The organism is Acidisarcina sp., from assembly GCA_035539175.1.
Taxonomy (GTDB): domain Bacteria; phylum Acidobacteriota; class Terriglobia; order Terriglobales; family Acidobacteriaceae; genus JANXZS01.
The window spans coordinates 375,148-391,188 of the sequence record DATLIY010000008.1; the positions used below are offsets into that span (position 1 = coordinate 375,148).

Sequence of the window (16,041 nt, forward strand, 5' to 3'; positions counted from 1 at the left end):
AGGAGTTACCAGAGCAGAGGGATGACCAGCACCGGCGTCAGAAGAACCGCGTCCGCTGCGATGCGCAGGCCCATGGGGGAGATGCGATAGCGCTGCCCATCGAGGAGCGCAAGCAGGATGGAAGAAGCGGCAATGGCAAAGTCCAGCGCGGCGAGCGAGCGGGTGTTGGCCCATGTCGCCAGGCCGAGCATCACGGCTACCACAACTAGAAGGCTGGCAAAAACGGGTAGATGGGTTCCAGCGTAGCGAGTGGTCAGGTTTGCTCGGATAGAGCCTCCGTTGTGGCCGGGAATAAAGAAAGCAAAATCCTCCCACGCCTCAATTGCAACGCAGTTGAGCCAGCAGAGGACCGCGAAAGCAAACACAGAGGGAAGCAATGCACGGCTACCCACAGACCCTTCGATAGACAGACGCGACCAGGCGGGCACCGCCGTTGCGGCAGAAAACAGAATGCCGACTGCCATTTCCTTGGGGAGCCATCGCTCCATGCGATGGAGGGGCAGGCGATGGAGGGGCAGATGGATAAGAAGGAAATAGAGCAACGCCGCCAGGAAGAGAAACGTATCTTCCCGACGAGCACGTGGATTCATTCGCTCGACGATCAGCCAGAGCAGCACCGTGCCCCCCGCGACAGCCATGGCAACGAAAGCCGACCAATGGCGTGCGTAGAAGTGATGACGAGGCCGCAGACTGGCAGCGTCCGCGCGAAAACCGTCGAGGATTCGGTCAGCCACGTAAATAAGCCAGGTTCCCAAGGCCAGCAGTAAAGGCGCGGACCAGGGCAGGTGGAGATGCACGGCTCGCGCGAAGGACCATGCCCAGAGACCCGCAACCGTCGGCGCATCGAGGCTCAGCAAATGCCACGCCTCCAGAACCTGGAAGAAGCGGGAGCAGCGGGCAGACTGCGGGAGCGTCGGAGCGGCGAGGGCCACGGTTTATTTTAGAATGCCTGCCCCCAGCCCGCGCCGATCGCCGGACTCCGGGAACTCACGCTCCAAGGACACGCAGGAAGAGGCCCACAATCGCGCCTCCAATCAGCGGACCGACGATGGGTACAAATGCGTAGCCCCAATCCGAGACACCCTTGCCGGGAATCGGAAGCACCGCATGTGCGAGACGAGGCCCCAGATCGCGAGCAGGATTGATCGCGTAGCCTGTCGTTGCCCCGAGCGAGAGACCGATGCCCCACACCACGCAGGAAACCAGGTACGGCGAGAGTCCTCCTGCGGCACCCGTCGAAAGCACCAGCCTGGAGCCCATTGCGCCAACCACGAGCACCAGAATCGCGGTGCCGATCACCTCGCTCACGACATTTGCCGGCAGGCAGCGAATCGCGGGCGCGGTGCAGAAGATGCTCAGCTTCGCAGATGCGTCCGAAGTCTCCCGCCAGTGAGGATAAAAGTGAATCCACACCAGGCAGGCGCCGGCGAATGCTCCCGCAAGTTGTGCTGTTGCGTAGGGCAGCAGCACGCTGAAATTGTGGTTCTTCACCGCGAAGGCCAAAGTAATGGCCGGATTGAGATGCGCGTCGGGGCTGCCGCACACCACGGCCGTGAATATGCCAGCGAGGACCGCGAAGGCCCATCCCGTGACAATCACCATCCAACCTGCGTTCTCCGCCTTGGTACGCTTCAGCAGCACGCTGGCCACCACACCGTCTCCTAGCAGGATCATCACCATCGTACCCATGAACTCACCAAACATAGGAGAGCGAATCAAGCCGTTTCCTCCGAAGCTACAAGATACGTGTCCGCCAGACGCCTGAATGTCGCGAGTTGATCGCGCACCCAGGCGTCCGGCTGGTGAAGTTCGCGCGCCATCAGCTCCGCCACCGCCGCGGACATCTCTATCGCCGCGCGAGCATTCAGAAAGAGTGCGCGAGTCCGGCGCGAGAGCACGTCGTCCAGCGTAAGCGCCATCTCCTGCCTTACGGCCCAGATCACCTCTGCAGCGCAATAAGGCAGCGCAGGATGCAATGGCTCGAGCAGGCTGGGATCCTCTTTCGCAAGCGCGCGAATCTCTTCCGCATCGGAGCCATAGACCCACAAACTGCCAAGCTCTTCCGCATCCTCACGATACCCATGCAGCCTTAGGTTCCGCGTAACACACTCCGCATCGCGCAGCCGGCCCAGCGTGATCGCATGATCCACGCAGTCTTCCGCCATATAGCGATAGGTTGTCCACTTGCCTCCTGCAATCGTCAGCAGGCCAGAGGCATCGATGTGAATGGTATGGTCGCGCGAAATCGACGAGGTCTTTGCGGTGGACTCATCCTGCACCTTCACGAGGGGGCGAATCCCCACAAACGCGCTGAGTACATCCTTGCGTGTTGGCGGACGCGTCAGATACGTTGCCGCAGTCTCCAGAATAAAGTTGATCTCATCTTCAAACGGGAGCGGATCATAAACAGCCTCGGGAATCGGCGTGTCCGTCGTTCCCACCAGCGTATGCCTATGCCAAGGAATCGCAAAAAGAACGCGGCCATCGCTGGTGCGAGGGACCATGATTGCGCTATCGCCGGGAAGAAAGGATCGCTCGAATACCAGGTGAATGCCCTGGCTGGGAACGATCATGTTCTTAACCGTGGTGTCGGCCATGCGGCGAACCTGATCGGCAAAGATGCCTGTCGCATTAATCACAACCTGTGCTGGAAGGTCGTACTCCTTCCCGCTCAGCTCGTCTTTCATGCGAACACCATTGACATAGCCCTCTTCATCCTTGGTCACTGCAATCGCCGGCGCATAATTCAGCAGGGTTGCGCCATGATCGGCAGCGGTGGCAATCAGATGAATGAGCAACCGCGAATCATCGAATTGCCCGTCGTAGTACACGACCCCACCGCGCAGGCCATCCTGCTGCAGATTTGGCAGCATCTTCAACGTCTCTTCCAGCGAGAGAACGCGGGAACGGCCGAACCCGTACTTGCCGGCAAGCAGGTCGTACATCTTCAGGCCAATGCCATAGAACGGCATCTCCCACCAGGAATAGTTCGGCACAACGAATGCCAGATCATGTACGAGATGAGGAGCATTCTGGCGAAGCAGACCGCGCTCCTTCAATGCCTCCATTACCAGTGATATATTGCCCTGCTCCAGATACCGCACGCCGCCATGCACAAGCTTGGTGCTTCGGCTGGAGGTAGCCTTGCCGAAGTCATGCGACTCCAGCAACAGCACATCGAAGCCACGCGATGCGGCATCCACAGCCACGCCGACGCCAGTTGCTCCTCCTCCGAGAATCACCATGTCCCATGGCGTTGTGCGTTCGGAGATTCGCTTAACCATAGCTTCACGATTCATCGCTCTATTCCCCGCCTCTTCTGTCGTGCTCCTTGAACCAGCCCTTGGAACGCTCCACCGCGTCGTGCCAGCGCTCCCTGGCCGCCTTCACTTTTGCATCGCTCATTGCAGGCTCGAACTTCGTATCCGGCCCGCGAAGAGAGCGAATGGCCTGGGGACTCTCCCAGAAGCCCTCCGCCAGTCCTGCGAGATAGGCTGCGCCCATCGCAGTTGTCTCAATCTGAGCGGGGCGTACGACAGGGATCCCCAGCACGTCTGCCTGAAATTGCAACAATAGATCATTCGCCGCAGCGCCGCCATCCACACGAAGCTCCTTAAGTGCCGTTCCAGTATCCGCTGCCATTGCCTCCAGCACGTCTGCCACTTGAAACGCAATGCTCTCCATCGCCGCGCGAGCGATATGCCCCGGCTGCGTGCTGCGGCGCAAACCGATGATAAGCCCGCTGGCGTAGGGATCCCAGTGGGGCGCTCCCAGGCCCACAAACGCTGGAACAAACACCACGCCGTCGGCGTCCGTCACCGACTGCGCGAGTGCTTGCACGTCCGACGAGGTGTGGATGAGCTTCAGATTATCGCGGAGCCATTGCACCACCGCACCGCCTATGAAGATGCTCCCTTCAAGCGCATACTCCAGTTGCGTGTTCATGCTGCAGGCGAGCGTCGTGATCAACTTCTGCTCGGATGAGACAAATTTCCTGCCGATGTTCTGCAGCAGGAAGCAGCCGGTGCCATAGGTATTCTTCGTGTCGCCCGGCATCACGCAGAGTTGGCCAAACAACGCAGCCTGCTGGTCTCCTGCGATCCCTGCAATGGGCACTGAGCCAAGACCCAGCGTGGTCGTAACGTCTCCCACCTTACCGCTTGAGGGCACCACCTCCGGCATCATGCACTCAGGAACATTGAAGAGCCGCAGCAGGTCCGCATCCCAGCACCCCTTCACGATGTTGAAGAGCATGGTGCGCGATGCATTTGTGAAGTCGGTGATATGCCTGGTGCCGCTCGTCAGATTCCAGATGAGCCAGCTATCAACCGTACCGAACGCCAGTTTCCCTGCATCGGCCCTTTGCCTTGCGCCAGAGACGTTGTCCAGAATCCATGCGATCTTGGTTGCCGAGAAGTAAGGGTCGATCCTGAGGCCCGTAGTTTGACGAACCATATCCTCCGCGCCTGACTCCCTTAGCCGGTCGCACTCTGCTGCAGTGCGGCGATCCTGCCAGACGATGGCGTTGTAAATCGGCTTTCCGGTTTCGCGATCCCAGATAAGGGTGGTCTCCCGCTGATTCGTGATACCCAGCGCCGTCAGATCGCGGGGGCGAACCCCTGCGGTGCCGAGTACCTCCACGGCGGAACTTAGCTGCGACGTGAGGATGTCGTAGGGCTTGTGCTCAACCCATCCAGAGTCGGGATAGATCTGCTCGAACTCATGCTGCGCCTGCGCGACGATCTTGCCATCGACTCCAAAGAGAATGGCACGCGAACTCGTCGTCCCTTGATCCAATGCAAGTACGTAAGACATGGTTCTCCTCGCAAGATGGTCGATCGCACCAAAATTTTATTCGATCTGCAAGATACAAACAGGACGCTGGAGCGGCTGTCAAACTCGCGCCGTTGAGTTGGCACACAGAACGGCCACCAGTCTTGCGCACTTGTGATGCGGAAGACTGGCGGCCTGCTCAACGGCTATACCTTCTCTGGAGGCGCCGGCGAAATTTCGATGTGCACCTCCTGTTCGCCCAAAACAGGATGGCGGCCGACAAGGCGCACCGTACCCGGCTCCTCCTTGGCCCGGATCCAGATCGCACCGGTTCCTCCGACAATGCTGAAGGGGTTGTCACCTATCAGTTCTGCTGGTCCTTCCAGTTGAAACACGATGGCGTCGTTCGCATACGGTCGAATCGCGCCGAACTCATCGGTCACTCGCATCACTACGCGAGTCGTATCTGCACCGTCCGCGATGAGTTGCGTGTCATCCGGCAGCAGCGCGAACTTTTGATCGATCCCCTTGCTCGAGAAGCTCTTCGAGATCACCTGCTTGCCCTCGATATAGCCATCGATGCGCAGTTCTCCCCACGTTCCCATCTTCGTGGCGTCGACGATGAAGGGTGGATAGCGCAGGTGCGAGTAGAGTGTCCGATCCGGGTCGGCCTCAATCACGAGCTTTCCGTTGACGTAAAACTTGAGGTGGTCGCAGTTCGATGACACAACCGCCTTGCTGAAGCGAAGCGACTCATCGCCGGCTGCCCAGTTGAAGGCCGGCTCCAGAACTACTTCTTCCGATGGCTCGCATTGCGACTTATAGAACCCCGCCGCCGGTTTGGGTTCGCGGAAGATGTCGGTTACGCCGTGATAGCAGATGCGGTCTCCCGAGCCGAAATCTGAATGTGTGTTGTAGTCGAAGGCGCACCAGCCGATGCCGCCCGCGTATTGCGGATCCGATGCCAGCTGGTCGTGCACGCGTACATGGCGCAGCGTGTGTTCCGTCTTTCGTTCCACATCGTCGATACTTTTGGTTGGAAACGTGTGGCCGACAAACTCCGTGTTCAGGTAACGCGGGTGGTTCGGCTTCTTCAGCGGAAAGCCAAAATCGTTCATGGTGAACACATCTTCCAGAAACTCCGACTCCTGGAAGTAGCGAATGCCTCCCGTCTGGCGGCTGGGGTCCAACTCGTGCGCCACGGCATTGGTCCGGGTATAGAAGCTGTGATCATCCCGGGACTCGTTAATGCGCACTCCCCACAGGATGATGGAGGGATGGTTCCAATCGCGCCGTATCATGCGCCGCACATTGTCGATAGCGATCAGCTTCCATGGCTCATCTCCGATGTGCTGCCATCCGGGAATCTCTTCGAGCACAAGCAGGCCAATCCGGTCACACTCATCCAGAAAGTGGCGCGACTGCGGATAGTGAGAGGTCCGAACAATATTGCACTTCAAGTTCTTTCGCAGGATTTGCGCGTCGCGCTTCTGCACGCGGGCGGGCATCGCCTGCCCCACAAAGGGAAAGGTCTGGTGCCGGTCCAGCCCGCGCAGCTTGATGACCTTGCCGTTCAATTCAAATCCATGATCGGTAAAAGTTGCCTCGCGAAAGCCTATGGCGCGCGCATCTTCGTCCAGCACATGCGTCCCGCGCAGCAGCCGCACCTGCACTGTATACATGCGAGGATGCGAAAGATCCCAGAGTTCAATCGCGCCGAGCTTGTTGAGCTGCACGGTATGAGCGATCGGCTCATCTGCGGCAGCCGCAGGCGCAACTCGCTGTGTCGCTGTCGCCAGAACCTTCTCCCCATCCTTCAAGGAGACTTCGAGCGTAAGAGGCTGCTTTGCGGCTGCGGTATACTGCAGGTAGCAATTCACATCCACGGACGGATGATCGGAGAGCACATCCCGGGGACGCGCGAAGATGTTCTCCAGAAAGACGTCAGGCACGATGCGCAGCTGCACTTCGCGATAGATTCCGCCGAAAGTCAGATAGTCGATCTGATAGCCAAAGGGAGGGATATCTGCGCGCTCCGTGGAGTCGACATCGACGACCAGTACATTTTCTCCGTCAAAGTCTACGTGCGGGGTCAGGTCAAAGGAGAACGGCGTGAATCCTCCCTTATACTCACCCAGCCGAACCCCGTTTAACCAGACCGTGGAAGCGGTCATGACTCCTTCAAAATCGACAAAGACGCGGTGGCCTCGCGCCTCCAGCGGTAGCTTGAAGCGGCGGCGGTAAACCGACACAAACTCGTATAACCTGTCGTCAAAGCTGTGCCACGGCAGGCGAATATTGGTATGTGGAACCACGACGCGCTCAAATTTTGAGTCATCAAAATCCCTGGCGTGCGCCGCATCCGTCGCAGTGCGGCTGTACCGCCAATTGCGATTCAGCGGCAGGATCAAGCGGCCTGCCGCCTGGGGCGCTGTCGCGGAAGACTCCGAGGCAAACGCGCCATTGGAAAGCGTGGCGCCAGCAATCAAAGTACCTGTAGTCTTGAGAAATTCGCGCCTATACATGAGTCTCCTGTTCTCTTTCAGCGGCCTGAGTTGGCTTCCAAGGCGAATCGCAGCAGCCTGCTCGCGCGAGCAGCGCAACCTGACAGTCTGCTAATTTGTCCGTGGTTATGCCTATGGTTATCTGTTGTAGTTGCGGCATGCTGCCGCGTCAAGGCAGGCGAAAACCCTGTGCAGTGGAGAAGCAGGTCCTTCGCTGCGCTCAGGATGACAAGCTGGACGCGGGAACCGAGGAGCACTTGTCATCCATAGATCCCAGCTCAGGTACTCGCACCCGTGGGTATCTGGCCAGCTTCCGGAGCGTACATCCAAAGTTGTTTTTTGTGTTGACAGCCTCTATGCGGAGATTTTAGGGTCCCATGATGCCGGATGATGCAGCCGGTTGCTCATTCATTTTTGCTCATGAAGCTTTTCGCCGCGGAAGCGATTCCTGTCTAAAGATCATCGCAGTGCGAGCCACCTGATTTCAGTCTGAGACGCCTGCCCAAGGCGCGCAAGAAAACGATTGCTCGATAAGACGTAACGAAAAACGCGGTACAGATCCAATTGCACAAGTGGTACCAGGAAGAGCCCTAGCCGGCGATTCGCTAACGAGTCCCGGAACTTTGCAATGGGCCATTGGTGCCGGTGGTGGATGGAAAGAGTAGAAACAATGCTCGCCGTTCCCATCGTGGTATTTCCGCGGATAAGGTCCATCTAACGCAACACTTCGGGGAGGTCCGAAATGCGCAGTACACGTCACCTGCAAAATCATCATCCTCACAGGGTCCTGTTCTTTGTCGCCATGCTCGCAATGCTTGCGGTTGGCATCCATGGCCGCGCTTTTGCGCAGGCCGACCAGGGCGCGATCACCGGGGTTGTGACAGACACAACCGGGGCATCGATCCCTAACGCAACGGTCACCCTGCTGAACTCCGACACGAATCTCATCCTGGAGACACACACCAATGAAAGCGGCCTGTACATCTTCCAGCCGATCAAAGTCGGGAATTACTCGATCTCGGTAACGGCGCAGGGATTTTCCAAGACATCGCAGCAAAATGTGCACGTCGACATGCAGGCCCGCGTTTCTGTGAACGTTCAACTTAAGCCGGGAGCGGCGTCGGAGACGATCGAAGTAACGTCGGCCCCTCCGCTGCTGCAAACGGAAGAGGGTTCCACCGGGCAGGTGCTGGATACCAAGACCATTAACGACACGCCGCTCAACGGTCGTAACTGGGTTTTCGTCGCTCAGCTTACCGCCGGGATCACTCCACCCAGCGGTTCGCGTGGTGCGGGAAAAGGCGACTTCAACGCCAACGGTCAGCGGTCTGAGCAGAATAACTACATCCTCGACGGTGTCGACAACAACAACAACGTCGTCGACTTTCTGAACGGAGCAAGCTTCGTGGTGCGGCCTCCACCGGATGCCCTGTCGGAGTTCAAAGTGCAGACCGGTGCCTATAGCGCCGAGTTCGGCCACTCCGCAGGCGCGGTCGTCAACGCAGCCATCAAATCCGGCACCAACAACGTCCACGGAGATCTTTGGGAATATGTGCGCAACGATGCCTTCAACATTCATCAATGGAGCGATCCTGTAAACATCGTTCCGAAGTACCGGCAGAATCAATTTGGCGCAACCCTGGGCTTTCCCCTCTTCAAAGACAAACTTTTCTTCTTTGGAGATGTGGAGGCGAACCGCATCATCTTTGGCACCACACACGCCAAGCTGAGTGTTCCCACGGCCCTGATGCGTCAAGGAGATTTCAGCGAATTGTTGAATCCTGCGCTGGTCAACGGCTCCACCACCACACTTTACCGACCGGGCAGCGGCGGCACCGCCTTACAGCAGTGCAATGGAGTCCAGAACAAGCTGTGTCCCGATCAGATCAGTTCCGTCGCGCAGAACATACTGAACCTGTACCCAAAGCCAAACATCGGTATTCCCGGGCAAACCTACAATAACTACACCATATTGACCAATGACCTGGATAACACGTGGCAATGGGATGCCCGTATGGATTGGAATATCAGCCCGAAAGATCAGATCTTTGGCCGGTACAGCTATCTGAATAATCCCGGCAACCGCCCTTCGCCGCTTGGTCCGATCCTCGACGGCGGCAACTTCAGCGATGATGGCGGCATCAAGAATCTGGGAGAAAACTTTGCCGGGTCCGAGACGCACATCTTCAGCCAGAGTCTGACCAACGAATTTCGTTTTGGTTATAACTATGGCCACTTCGGATTCCTGCAGGAGAACGCAAACACGAATATCGCGGCCACCATTGGCCTCGGCGGAATTCCCTTTGCTCCGCTAAACGGCGGATTGCCGAATGTATCAATTGGAGGCTTATCGAACTTCGGATCGCCTACCTTCTATGTATCCAACGAGTATGAGAATGTCTTTCAGATTCTCGACAACGTAACGAAGACGATCGGCAATCACCAGCTCAGAGCGGGCGTCAATTTCCAGCACATCCGTTTCTCTACCATGCAGCCGACGGCATCGCGTGGCACCTACAACTTCAACGGACTCTACACCTCCAAGCCGGGCACCGCGAACACCGGCTATGGCGCTGCGGATTTTCTGACGGACAACATGAATGGCGCAGGCCTTTCGAACCTGTTCAACACAGACGATGTACGGTGGGACCGTGCATTTTACGTGCAGGACGATTGGAAGCCGAGCCCCCGCCTGACGCTGAACATCGGGGTTCGGTATGAATTGTTCGACCCTTACTCCGAGCGCCATGGGCACCAGGCAGCGCTCCTGCCTACCGGGCCGATTGCAGCGGGCAAGGGATCGGGCATCTACCTGATCCCGACTAAGAGCAAGGGCGTGGCACTGGCTCCAAAGTTCCTCGATCTATTGGCAAAGGACAACGTCACCATCCAGTACACCAGTAACAATTCGCTGGTGAACCGCCAGAACACCAACGTCGCTCCGCGTTTTGGTTTTGCTTACAAAGCGGGCGATAAGGCCGTGATTCGCGGCGGATATGGAATCTTCTTCGGCGGAGTAGAAAGCACCGGCTACTATCCCAACCTGGGAGAGAACTATCCGTTTGAGTTCGACTCAAACTTTCCCGTGGTGGGATCTCCATCCAATCCAAACGGCGACTGCCTGCCAAACAATTGCCCGACCAACGGATTATCCCTGGCAACGGGCTTCTCCCATGCGATCGCAGTCGGACTTGAAAATGCAATTTCAACACCAACCCTGCGCGGCAGTGACAAGAACGTGAAGACGCCCTATAGCGAGCAGTACAACTTGTCGACCGAATATGCGCTGTCCAACAGCCTGGTCGCCCAGGTTGCGTATGTCGGTTCCGTATCTCGTCACCTGCAGGTATTCCCTGATCCAAACTCGCCGGTTGCGATTGCGGCTCCGGGAACAAATGTAAATCCGCTCCGTCCATTCCCGGATTTCGGCGGACTCTCCTATACGTCGTACACGGGTGATAGCAGCTATAACGCATTTCAGGCAAAGCTCGAAAAACGTTATACGGAAGGGTTGAGCTATCTGGCTACCTACACCTGGTCTCACTCTCTGGATGACGCGCCAACTCCGTTGGGCAGCACTGGAGACCTTGGATACCAGGGAACGAATGTGGTGCCCATTGGCCTGAACTATGCCTCGTCTCCCTTTGACGTGCGTCATCGGTTCACTCTCAACGGCAGCTACGCGTTACCCTTCGGACGTGGGCAGAAGTATCTTTCCAACAGCACAATGGCTGATGTTGTTGTAGGTGGCTGGTCTTTGAGCATGGTGTTCCGTGCGCAATCCGGCGAACCGTTCACGGTAGGCACCAGCAACACCAGTACTCCTGCTGGAGCCGGCGCACGCGCACTGCGAATTGCGGATCCATTCAAGGCCGGCGGAACTCCCAACAATCCGAACACCACTTGCCCCACCAAGGTGAGGACAACGCAAAACTGGTATAACCCCTGCTCCTTTGCAAATCCGCTCGATGCAAATGGCATCGGCAGCGCTCTGTTGACGGGCTCGGCCGCATACCGGTATCTGGGAATCGGTAGAAATCAGGTGGCCGGCCCTGGGTATCAGCGTATCGATATGTCCCTCTTCAAATCCTTCAAGACCTTCCGCGAACAAACCTTACAGTTCCGCACGGATGTCTTTAACCTCTTGAATACGCCAGCCTATGCCCAACCTAGTAACAGCGGGACCGGTACGGATGGCGGCCAGATCACCAATGTGCGCTTCTTCCAGAGCTTCACTCCGGATTCGCGCTTCTTCCAATTCGCTTTGAAGTACAACTTCTAAGCGGTTACACTCAGCGGCAGACGGAGGTGGAAACATCTCCGTTTGCCGGAGGTTTCTCCCACCGTGTCCCTAGTTCAGAGGACTTTCGTTCACAGGACTCTCGTCCACAGGACAGCTCGCACGACCATCCTCCGTGGCCTTCCTGCAGCAGTGCTGCTATCTCTCCACCTCCTGATTCCGTGCGCCTCTCCGGGGCAAGCGACTCAGCGTACGCATACCAGCTCATCAAAGGCGCGGAGTCTAAGCGCCAGCGACCAGGTTGCGTTCGCGGCCGCACTCAAAGCGCAGGATAGCGGAGATCGCCGTGAGGCCGAATCCACTCTCAGAGATCTCGCACGGCGGAATCCGAATAGTTTTGAGGTTGCCGAAACGCTCGGCCTTCTCTACGCCGAATCAGGAGAATTCACACCTGCAATTCCCTTTCTTGAAAAGGCCTGCTCGCTGAACAGTTCTTCTGCAATCGCGCTTGCAAATCTTGGCGCGGCCTACCTCAAGGTCAATCGTGAGAAGGATGCGGTGCCAGTGCTCACTCGCTCCGTTGCGCTTGACCCTGGCAATGCGCAAACTCTGTCTTCGCTGGGTACGGCGCTCTTGCAAACGGGCCGCTCGCAACAAGCCGCAGCCGCATTCGCCAAGGCTGCGTCGCGGAACCCGTCGGATCCGGACCTGCTCTATAACTGGGCTCTGGCACTCTTCAACTCCGGCCAGACGACAACGGCAAATGAAGTCCTGTCTCGCGTATCGGATAAGGATTCCTCATCGCAGGCACAGTCGCTTCTCGGCGATATCGAGGAGAGGCAGGGACATTACGAACAGGCCGTTGCACACCTGCAGGCTGCCGCAAAACTCGATCCCAGCGAGGCAAACATGTATGCCCTGGGAATCGAGTTTCTGCGCCACTGGACCTTTGATCCGGCGATCAGGATTTTTCAGTTTGGACTGGAACGCTATCCCTCAAGCACACGCTTATTGCTGGGTTTGGGAGTAGCTCGCTACTCAATGAACGATGTTGGGCTTGCCGCTCCCATCTTTTCCAGGCTCCTGGTATCCGATCCTGACAACGCACTGTACGCTGAGTTGCTAGGGCATAGTTGCAGCCTGATGCCCGAGACAAGCAAGGGCTGCGACAAGCTGGAGAGCTTCGCCGAACGGCATCCGAAGAATGCGATGGTTGCCACCTATGCCGCTGCGAACATCCTGCATCGGCCCAGCACTCCAGAAAATGCAAGTGCGGCACGCAAACTGCTGGAGACAGCTATCGCAGACGATCCGCACTCGCCGGAAGCCTACTATCAGATGGGCTTGCTGGAACAATATCAATCCCGCTGGCCCGAAAGCATCGTGCCCCTGGAAAAGGCCATTGCGCTGAAACCCGCATTCTCCAAGGCGCACTATCGCCTTGCTCTTGCCTACTCCCACGCGGGAGAACGAGAGAAGGCTCACCAGGAGATCGCTCTCCAGAAGCAATACAGTCAGCAGGAAAAGGATGACTTGAACGCAAAGTTCAAAGAAGTCACCACGTTCCTGGTGACCATGCATTGAGCAGAGATATGCACTCAAAGATCCACAGGACCGCAGCCAATGTTGCCCGCCAAGTCGCGTGCAGCCGAAGAGAATTTCTCCGCGGCGCCGTTGGCATTGCGGCAGGAAGCGCTATCACGAGCTTTGCCCCCATGCATGCAGCCATTGCTCGCAAGCATCCGAAGGCCGTGGTTGTTACCTTTGGCGGAGGAGCGCGCGACGAGGAGACCTTTGCGCCCGAGGGCCAGGAGAATATTCCCAATCTTGTGCAAACTCTCTTTCCTCAATCGACGTTCTATGCGCAGATGGTGAACCACGGCATCCTGGGGCACTATGTTGCAACTGCCAGCCTCGCTACCGGCGTGTATGAGACCTTCAATAACTTTGCCGCCGTAGCTCCGCATAACCCAACCGTCTTTGAATACTTCCGCAAGGATCTAGGCCGTCGTGCCACGGATGCATGGGTTGTAGCTCCAAGCAATGGATTCAACCGTATCGGCGAGAGTGACAATCGGCGATATGGAGCGGGCCTCGGAGCGGGCGTCATCCTCCCGAAGCATCTTCTGGCCTCTGCGATGTCGTCCAAAAAATCAGGCGATTACGAGCATCTGCTGCGGGATAACTATGAAGCACCCTTTAACACACCGGCCCTGGCTGGGAACGAAGTGGAGATGGAAAGGCTCCAGAATCTGCTAAAGCTCTCGGTAACGGATTTCTCCGCTCATGCTCGAAGCCTTGCAAGCCCCGATGAACTCTCGGTGTACATTGCCCGGCGCTTGATGCGCGAACTCGCACCAAGCCTTCTCTGGATCACGTTGCACGATATTGATATTGCGCACTCCGGCGCATATTCGCTCTACATCGATGGCATCCGCAGATCGGATCGGCTTTGCGCGGAGATTTGGAAGACCATCGAATCAGAGCCAGAGTATGCAGGCAAGACCACGATGTTCATCCTGCCGGACTTCGGTCGCGACGCCGATACCGACCCAGGCGGAAATGGATTTCAGCATCATCGCACCGGCGATCCCCTCTCCCGCACAACATGGATGATGGTTCTGGGACCGGGTATCCGGCAGGGTGTTGTTCTTGACAGGCCCGTCGAATCCATCGATCTGGTGCCTACGCTGGGAGCGATCTTCGGATTCTCCCCGCGACTGGCGCAAGGCAAGCCGCTGGTGGAGGTCTGCTGAAGATGCTGCCTGCCAACCTCAATCCGGAGAGCTTTAAGAGCTATCCTCCCCAGGCCCGCCAGTTGGCCGTGAGCCAGGTTGAGTTGTTGCGACAGCTACCTGCCGTCCTCGTACCGGTTCTGTTGCACGAAGTTATCGCCTACGACTGGAAGTTTCCCCGCGAGCGCAAAGAGCTGGAGGACCAGTTCCAATATCTTCGGTCGCTGCCAAAAGAGAAACGCGATCGGCTCCTCGCCGGATTTTCGGCAGTCACCTTGCCGGAGGAAACTGCGAAGCTTGACTGGGTCAATGCTCCCGGCGAATTCCTTGAGCACCTGACTGCATCATTGTGGGCGACTCATCAGATGGACCGCTTCCGCGCAGCCGCCGACGAGTATGCCGGCGCATGGCACGCCGCCATCCCGGAGGAATCTCCGTCCATCCCGCGGCTGGGAATCGTCGTGATCGGCTCCGGCGTCGATGCAACGGACTATCCTCTGTTCCGCAAGCTGCGGCCGAGCGGGGTACACTTCACGCAGGTCAGCGCGGAGCGCGGCCTTCAGACGCTCCTAAGCGCGATAACTGCGCGCGCCGCAGCTCATCCGGAACCCTACGCCCACTGGTATATCGATGGCGGAGAAAGTTCGCTGCACTCCAACGCGGATGTCACCTGCGTCTCTTACAGCGGCCTGGAACCGGCGCGGAACGCGCTTCTGACGCGTATGCAGCGAACCATCGAGTCCGGCTCCGGCGGACCGGAAGCTCTGCGCACCATGCTTGCGCAGATGAAGCCGCAAGACCTTGGCCTGCCGTCGGAGGGCCCCGCAGCACTTCTCAGCCGCTTCCAAATCAGCCTGCTGACGGAAGGGTCCGGCACGCAGATCTTCAGCACAACCTTTGCGCAGTGGGCCGCGCGGGAGGTGATGCGGCGGGCTCAACCCATATCGCTGCTGGTGCGCTTTTCTCCCCGGCAACGTCAGAGGCCCATGAACGAGTTGCTCTCCAGCGCGTCTCATCCGGGAGAACTGGACCCCGCCGGATCGCTGCTGGATGCCGATATGGGCGCCTACTACACATGGCTGAATCAGCAACGGCTTTCCGGCGCGAAGGAATCCGGCTTCCTCGTCTGGTTTGAAGGGCACAATCAGGCTTTAGCTATCGGGCCAACCTTACCGCGCGGAACCACCTCTTCCTCGCCCACCGACCTGAAGCAGATTCTTGTCTGGCTGGGTGAGACGTAGACCCTCAGCTACGCATGCCAAAGTTCGATTTGGAGTGGAATCAGGCGGTTGCAACCGGCGGGCAATGCCTATCCTTGACTGGCCGTTCTATGTGTTAGATGACTTCGCAACACCTGCTTTATAATCGCGGTCTGAGACGACTGATTTCCATCTCGATCCTGCTGTTTCTTATTGCTCCGATGATGCTTCCCCTGTTTGCTTCGGGAGCAGACTCCACAGGCGAGATCCCGGCTTGCTGCCGCAAAAATGGCAAGCACCATTGCATGATGAAGATGCTGCAAAACTCGCAGGCATCCGCCGCCGCAGGAACAAACGTCTCAGCAATGGACACAAAGTGCCCTTATTGGCCAGGGTCTCTGCCCTGCATCAGCCATGTACCTGCCGCACTCGATGTCGCAGCCGCTATCGATGCACAGGTAGTTTCCCATCCTGCATCCTCCCCGCAAACGCAGGCGAAGCGTCGCATCTCCTTCAGCCGCTCTCGCCAGAAGCGTGGCCCTCCCACAGACCTCCTCTAACCACTCGAACCTCTGCCAGCACACCACAAT

Annotated in this window: 10 protein-coding genes; 5 read left to right on the top strand and 5 right to left on the bottom strand. The window is 57.7% G+C overall.

Going from position 1 to position 16,041, the window contains the following annotated elements:
- Positions 1 to 5 precede the first annotated feature (5 nt).
- From VM554_09605 to VM554_09625, 5 genes are all read right to left on the bottom strand, one after another.
- On the bottom strand, positions 6 to 932 hold the full coding sequence (locus VM554_09605) for a hypothetical protein (GenBank protein ID HVJ08629.1): 927 nt from the start codon (positions 930 to 932) through the stop codon (positions 6 to 8).
- Positions 933 to 987: 55 nt separating this feature from the next.
- A complete protein-coding gene (locus tag VM554_09610) occupies positions 988 to 1,719 on the bottom strand; it encodes an MIP/aquaporin family protein (GenBank protein HVJ08630.1) in 732 nt (243 codons plus the stop codon).
- Positions 1,716 to 3,299: a glycerol-3-phosphate dehydrogenase/oxidase gene (locus VM554_09615; GenBank protein ID HVJ08631.1), complete on the bottom strand. Its 1,584-nt coding sequence runs from the start codon at positions 3,297 to 3,299 to the stop codon at positions 1,716 to 1,718. The genes VM554_09610 and VM554_09615 overlap by 4 nt, the downstream gene beginning before the upstream one ends.
- Positions 3,300 to 3,303: 4 nt before the next feature.
- Positions 3,304 to 4,815 carry a glycerol kinase GlpK gene (gene glpK, locus VM554_09620; GenBank protein ID HVJ08632.1) on the bottom strand — a complete coding sequence of 504 codons (1,512 nt, stop codon included), beginning with the start codon at positions 4,813 to 4,815 and terminating at the stop codon, positions 3,304 to 3,306.
- 164 nt (positions 4,816 to 4,979) lie between these two features.
- Positions 4,980 to 7,298, bottom strand: a complete 2,319-nt coding sequence (locus tag VM554_09625; GenBank protein HVJ08633.1) for a glycoside hydrolase family 2 TIM barrel-domain containing protein — start codon at positions 7,296 to 7,298, stop codon at positions 4,980 to 4,982.
- 721 nt (positions 7,299 to 8,019) lie between these two features.
- Here VM554_09625 and VM554_09630 point away from each other — a divergent pair.
- The 5 genes from VM554_09630 to VM554_09650 all read left to right on the top strand — a co-directional run bounded on the left by VM554_09630 (position 8,020) and on the right by VM554_09650 (position 16,011).
- Positions 8,020 to 11,559, top strand: coding sequence for a carboxypeptidase regulatory-like domain-containing protein (locus VM554_09630; protein ID HVJ08634.1), 3,540 nt, complete (start codon positions 8,020 to 8,022; stop codon positions 11,557 to 11,559).
- Positions 11,560 to 11,709: 150 nt separating this feature from the next.
- A complete protein-coding gene (locus VM554_09635; protein HVJ08635.1) occupies positions 11,710 to 13,101 on the top strand; it encodes a tetratricopeptide repeat protein in 1,392 nt (463 codons plus the stop codon).
- Between the two features lie 131 nt (positions 13,102 to 13,232).
- A complete protein-coding gene (locus VM554_09640; GenBank protein HVJ08636.1) occupies positions 13,233 to 14,273 on the top strand; it encodes a hypothetical protein in 1,041 nt (346 codons plus the stop codon).
- A gap of 2 nt (positions 14,274 to 14,275) precedes the next feature.
- Positions 14,276 to 15,493 (top strand): hypothetical protein, encoded by a 1,218-nt coding sequence (locus tag VM554_09645; protein HVJ08637.1) that lies wholly within the window; start codon positions 14,276 to 14,278, stop codon positions 15,491 to 15,493.
- Between the two features lie 272 nt (positions 15,494 to 15,765).
- Entirely contained in the window at positions 15,766 to 16,011 is a 246-nt protein-coding gene (locus VM554_09650) for a hypothetical protein (protein HVJ08638.1), read from the top strand.
- Positions 16,012 to 16,041: the final 30 nt, after the last annotated feature.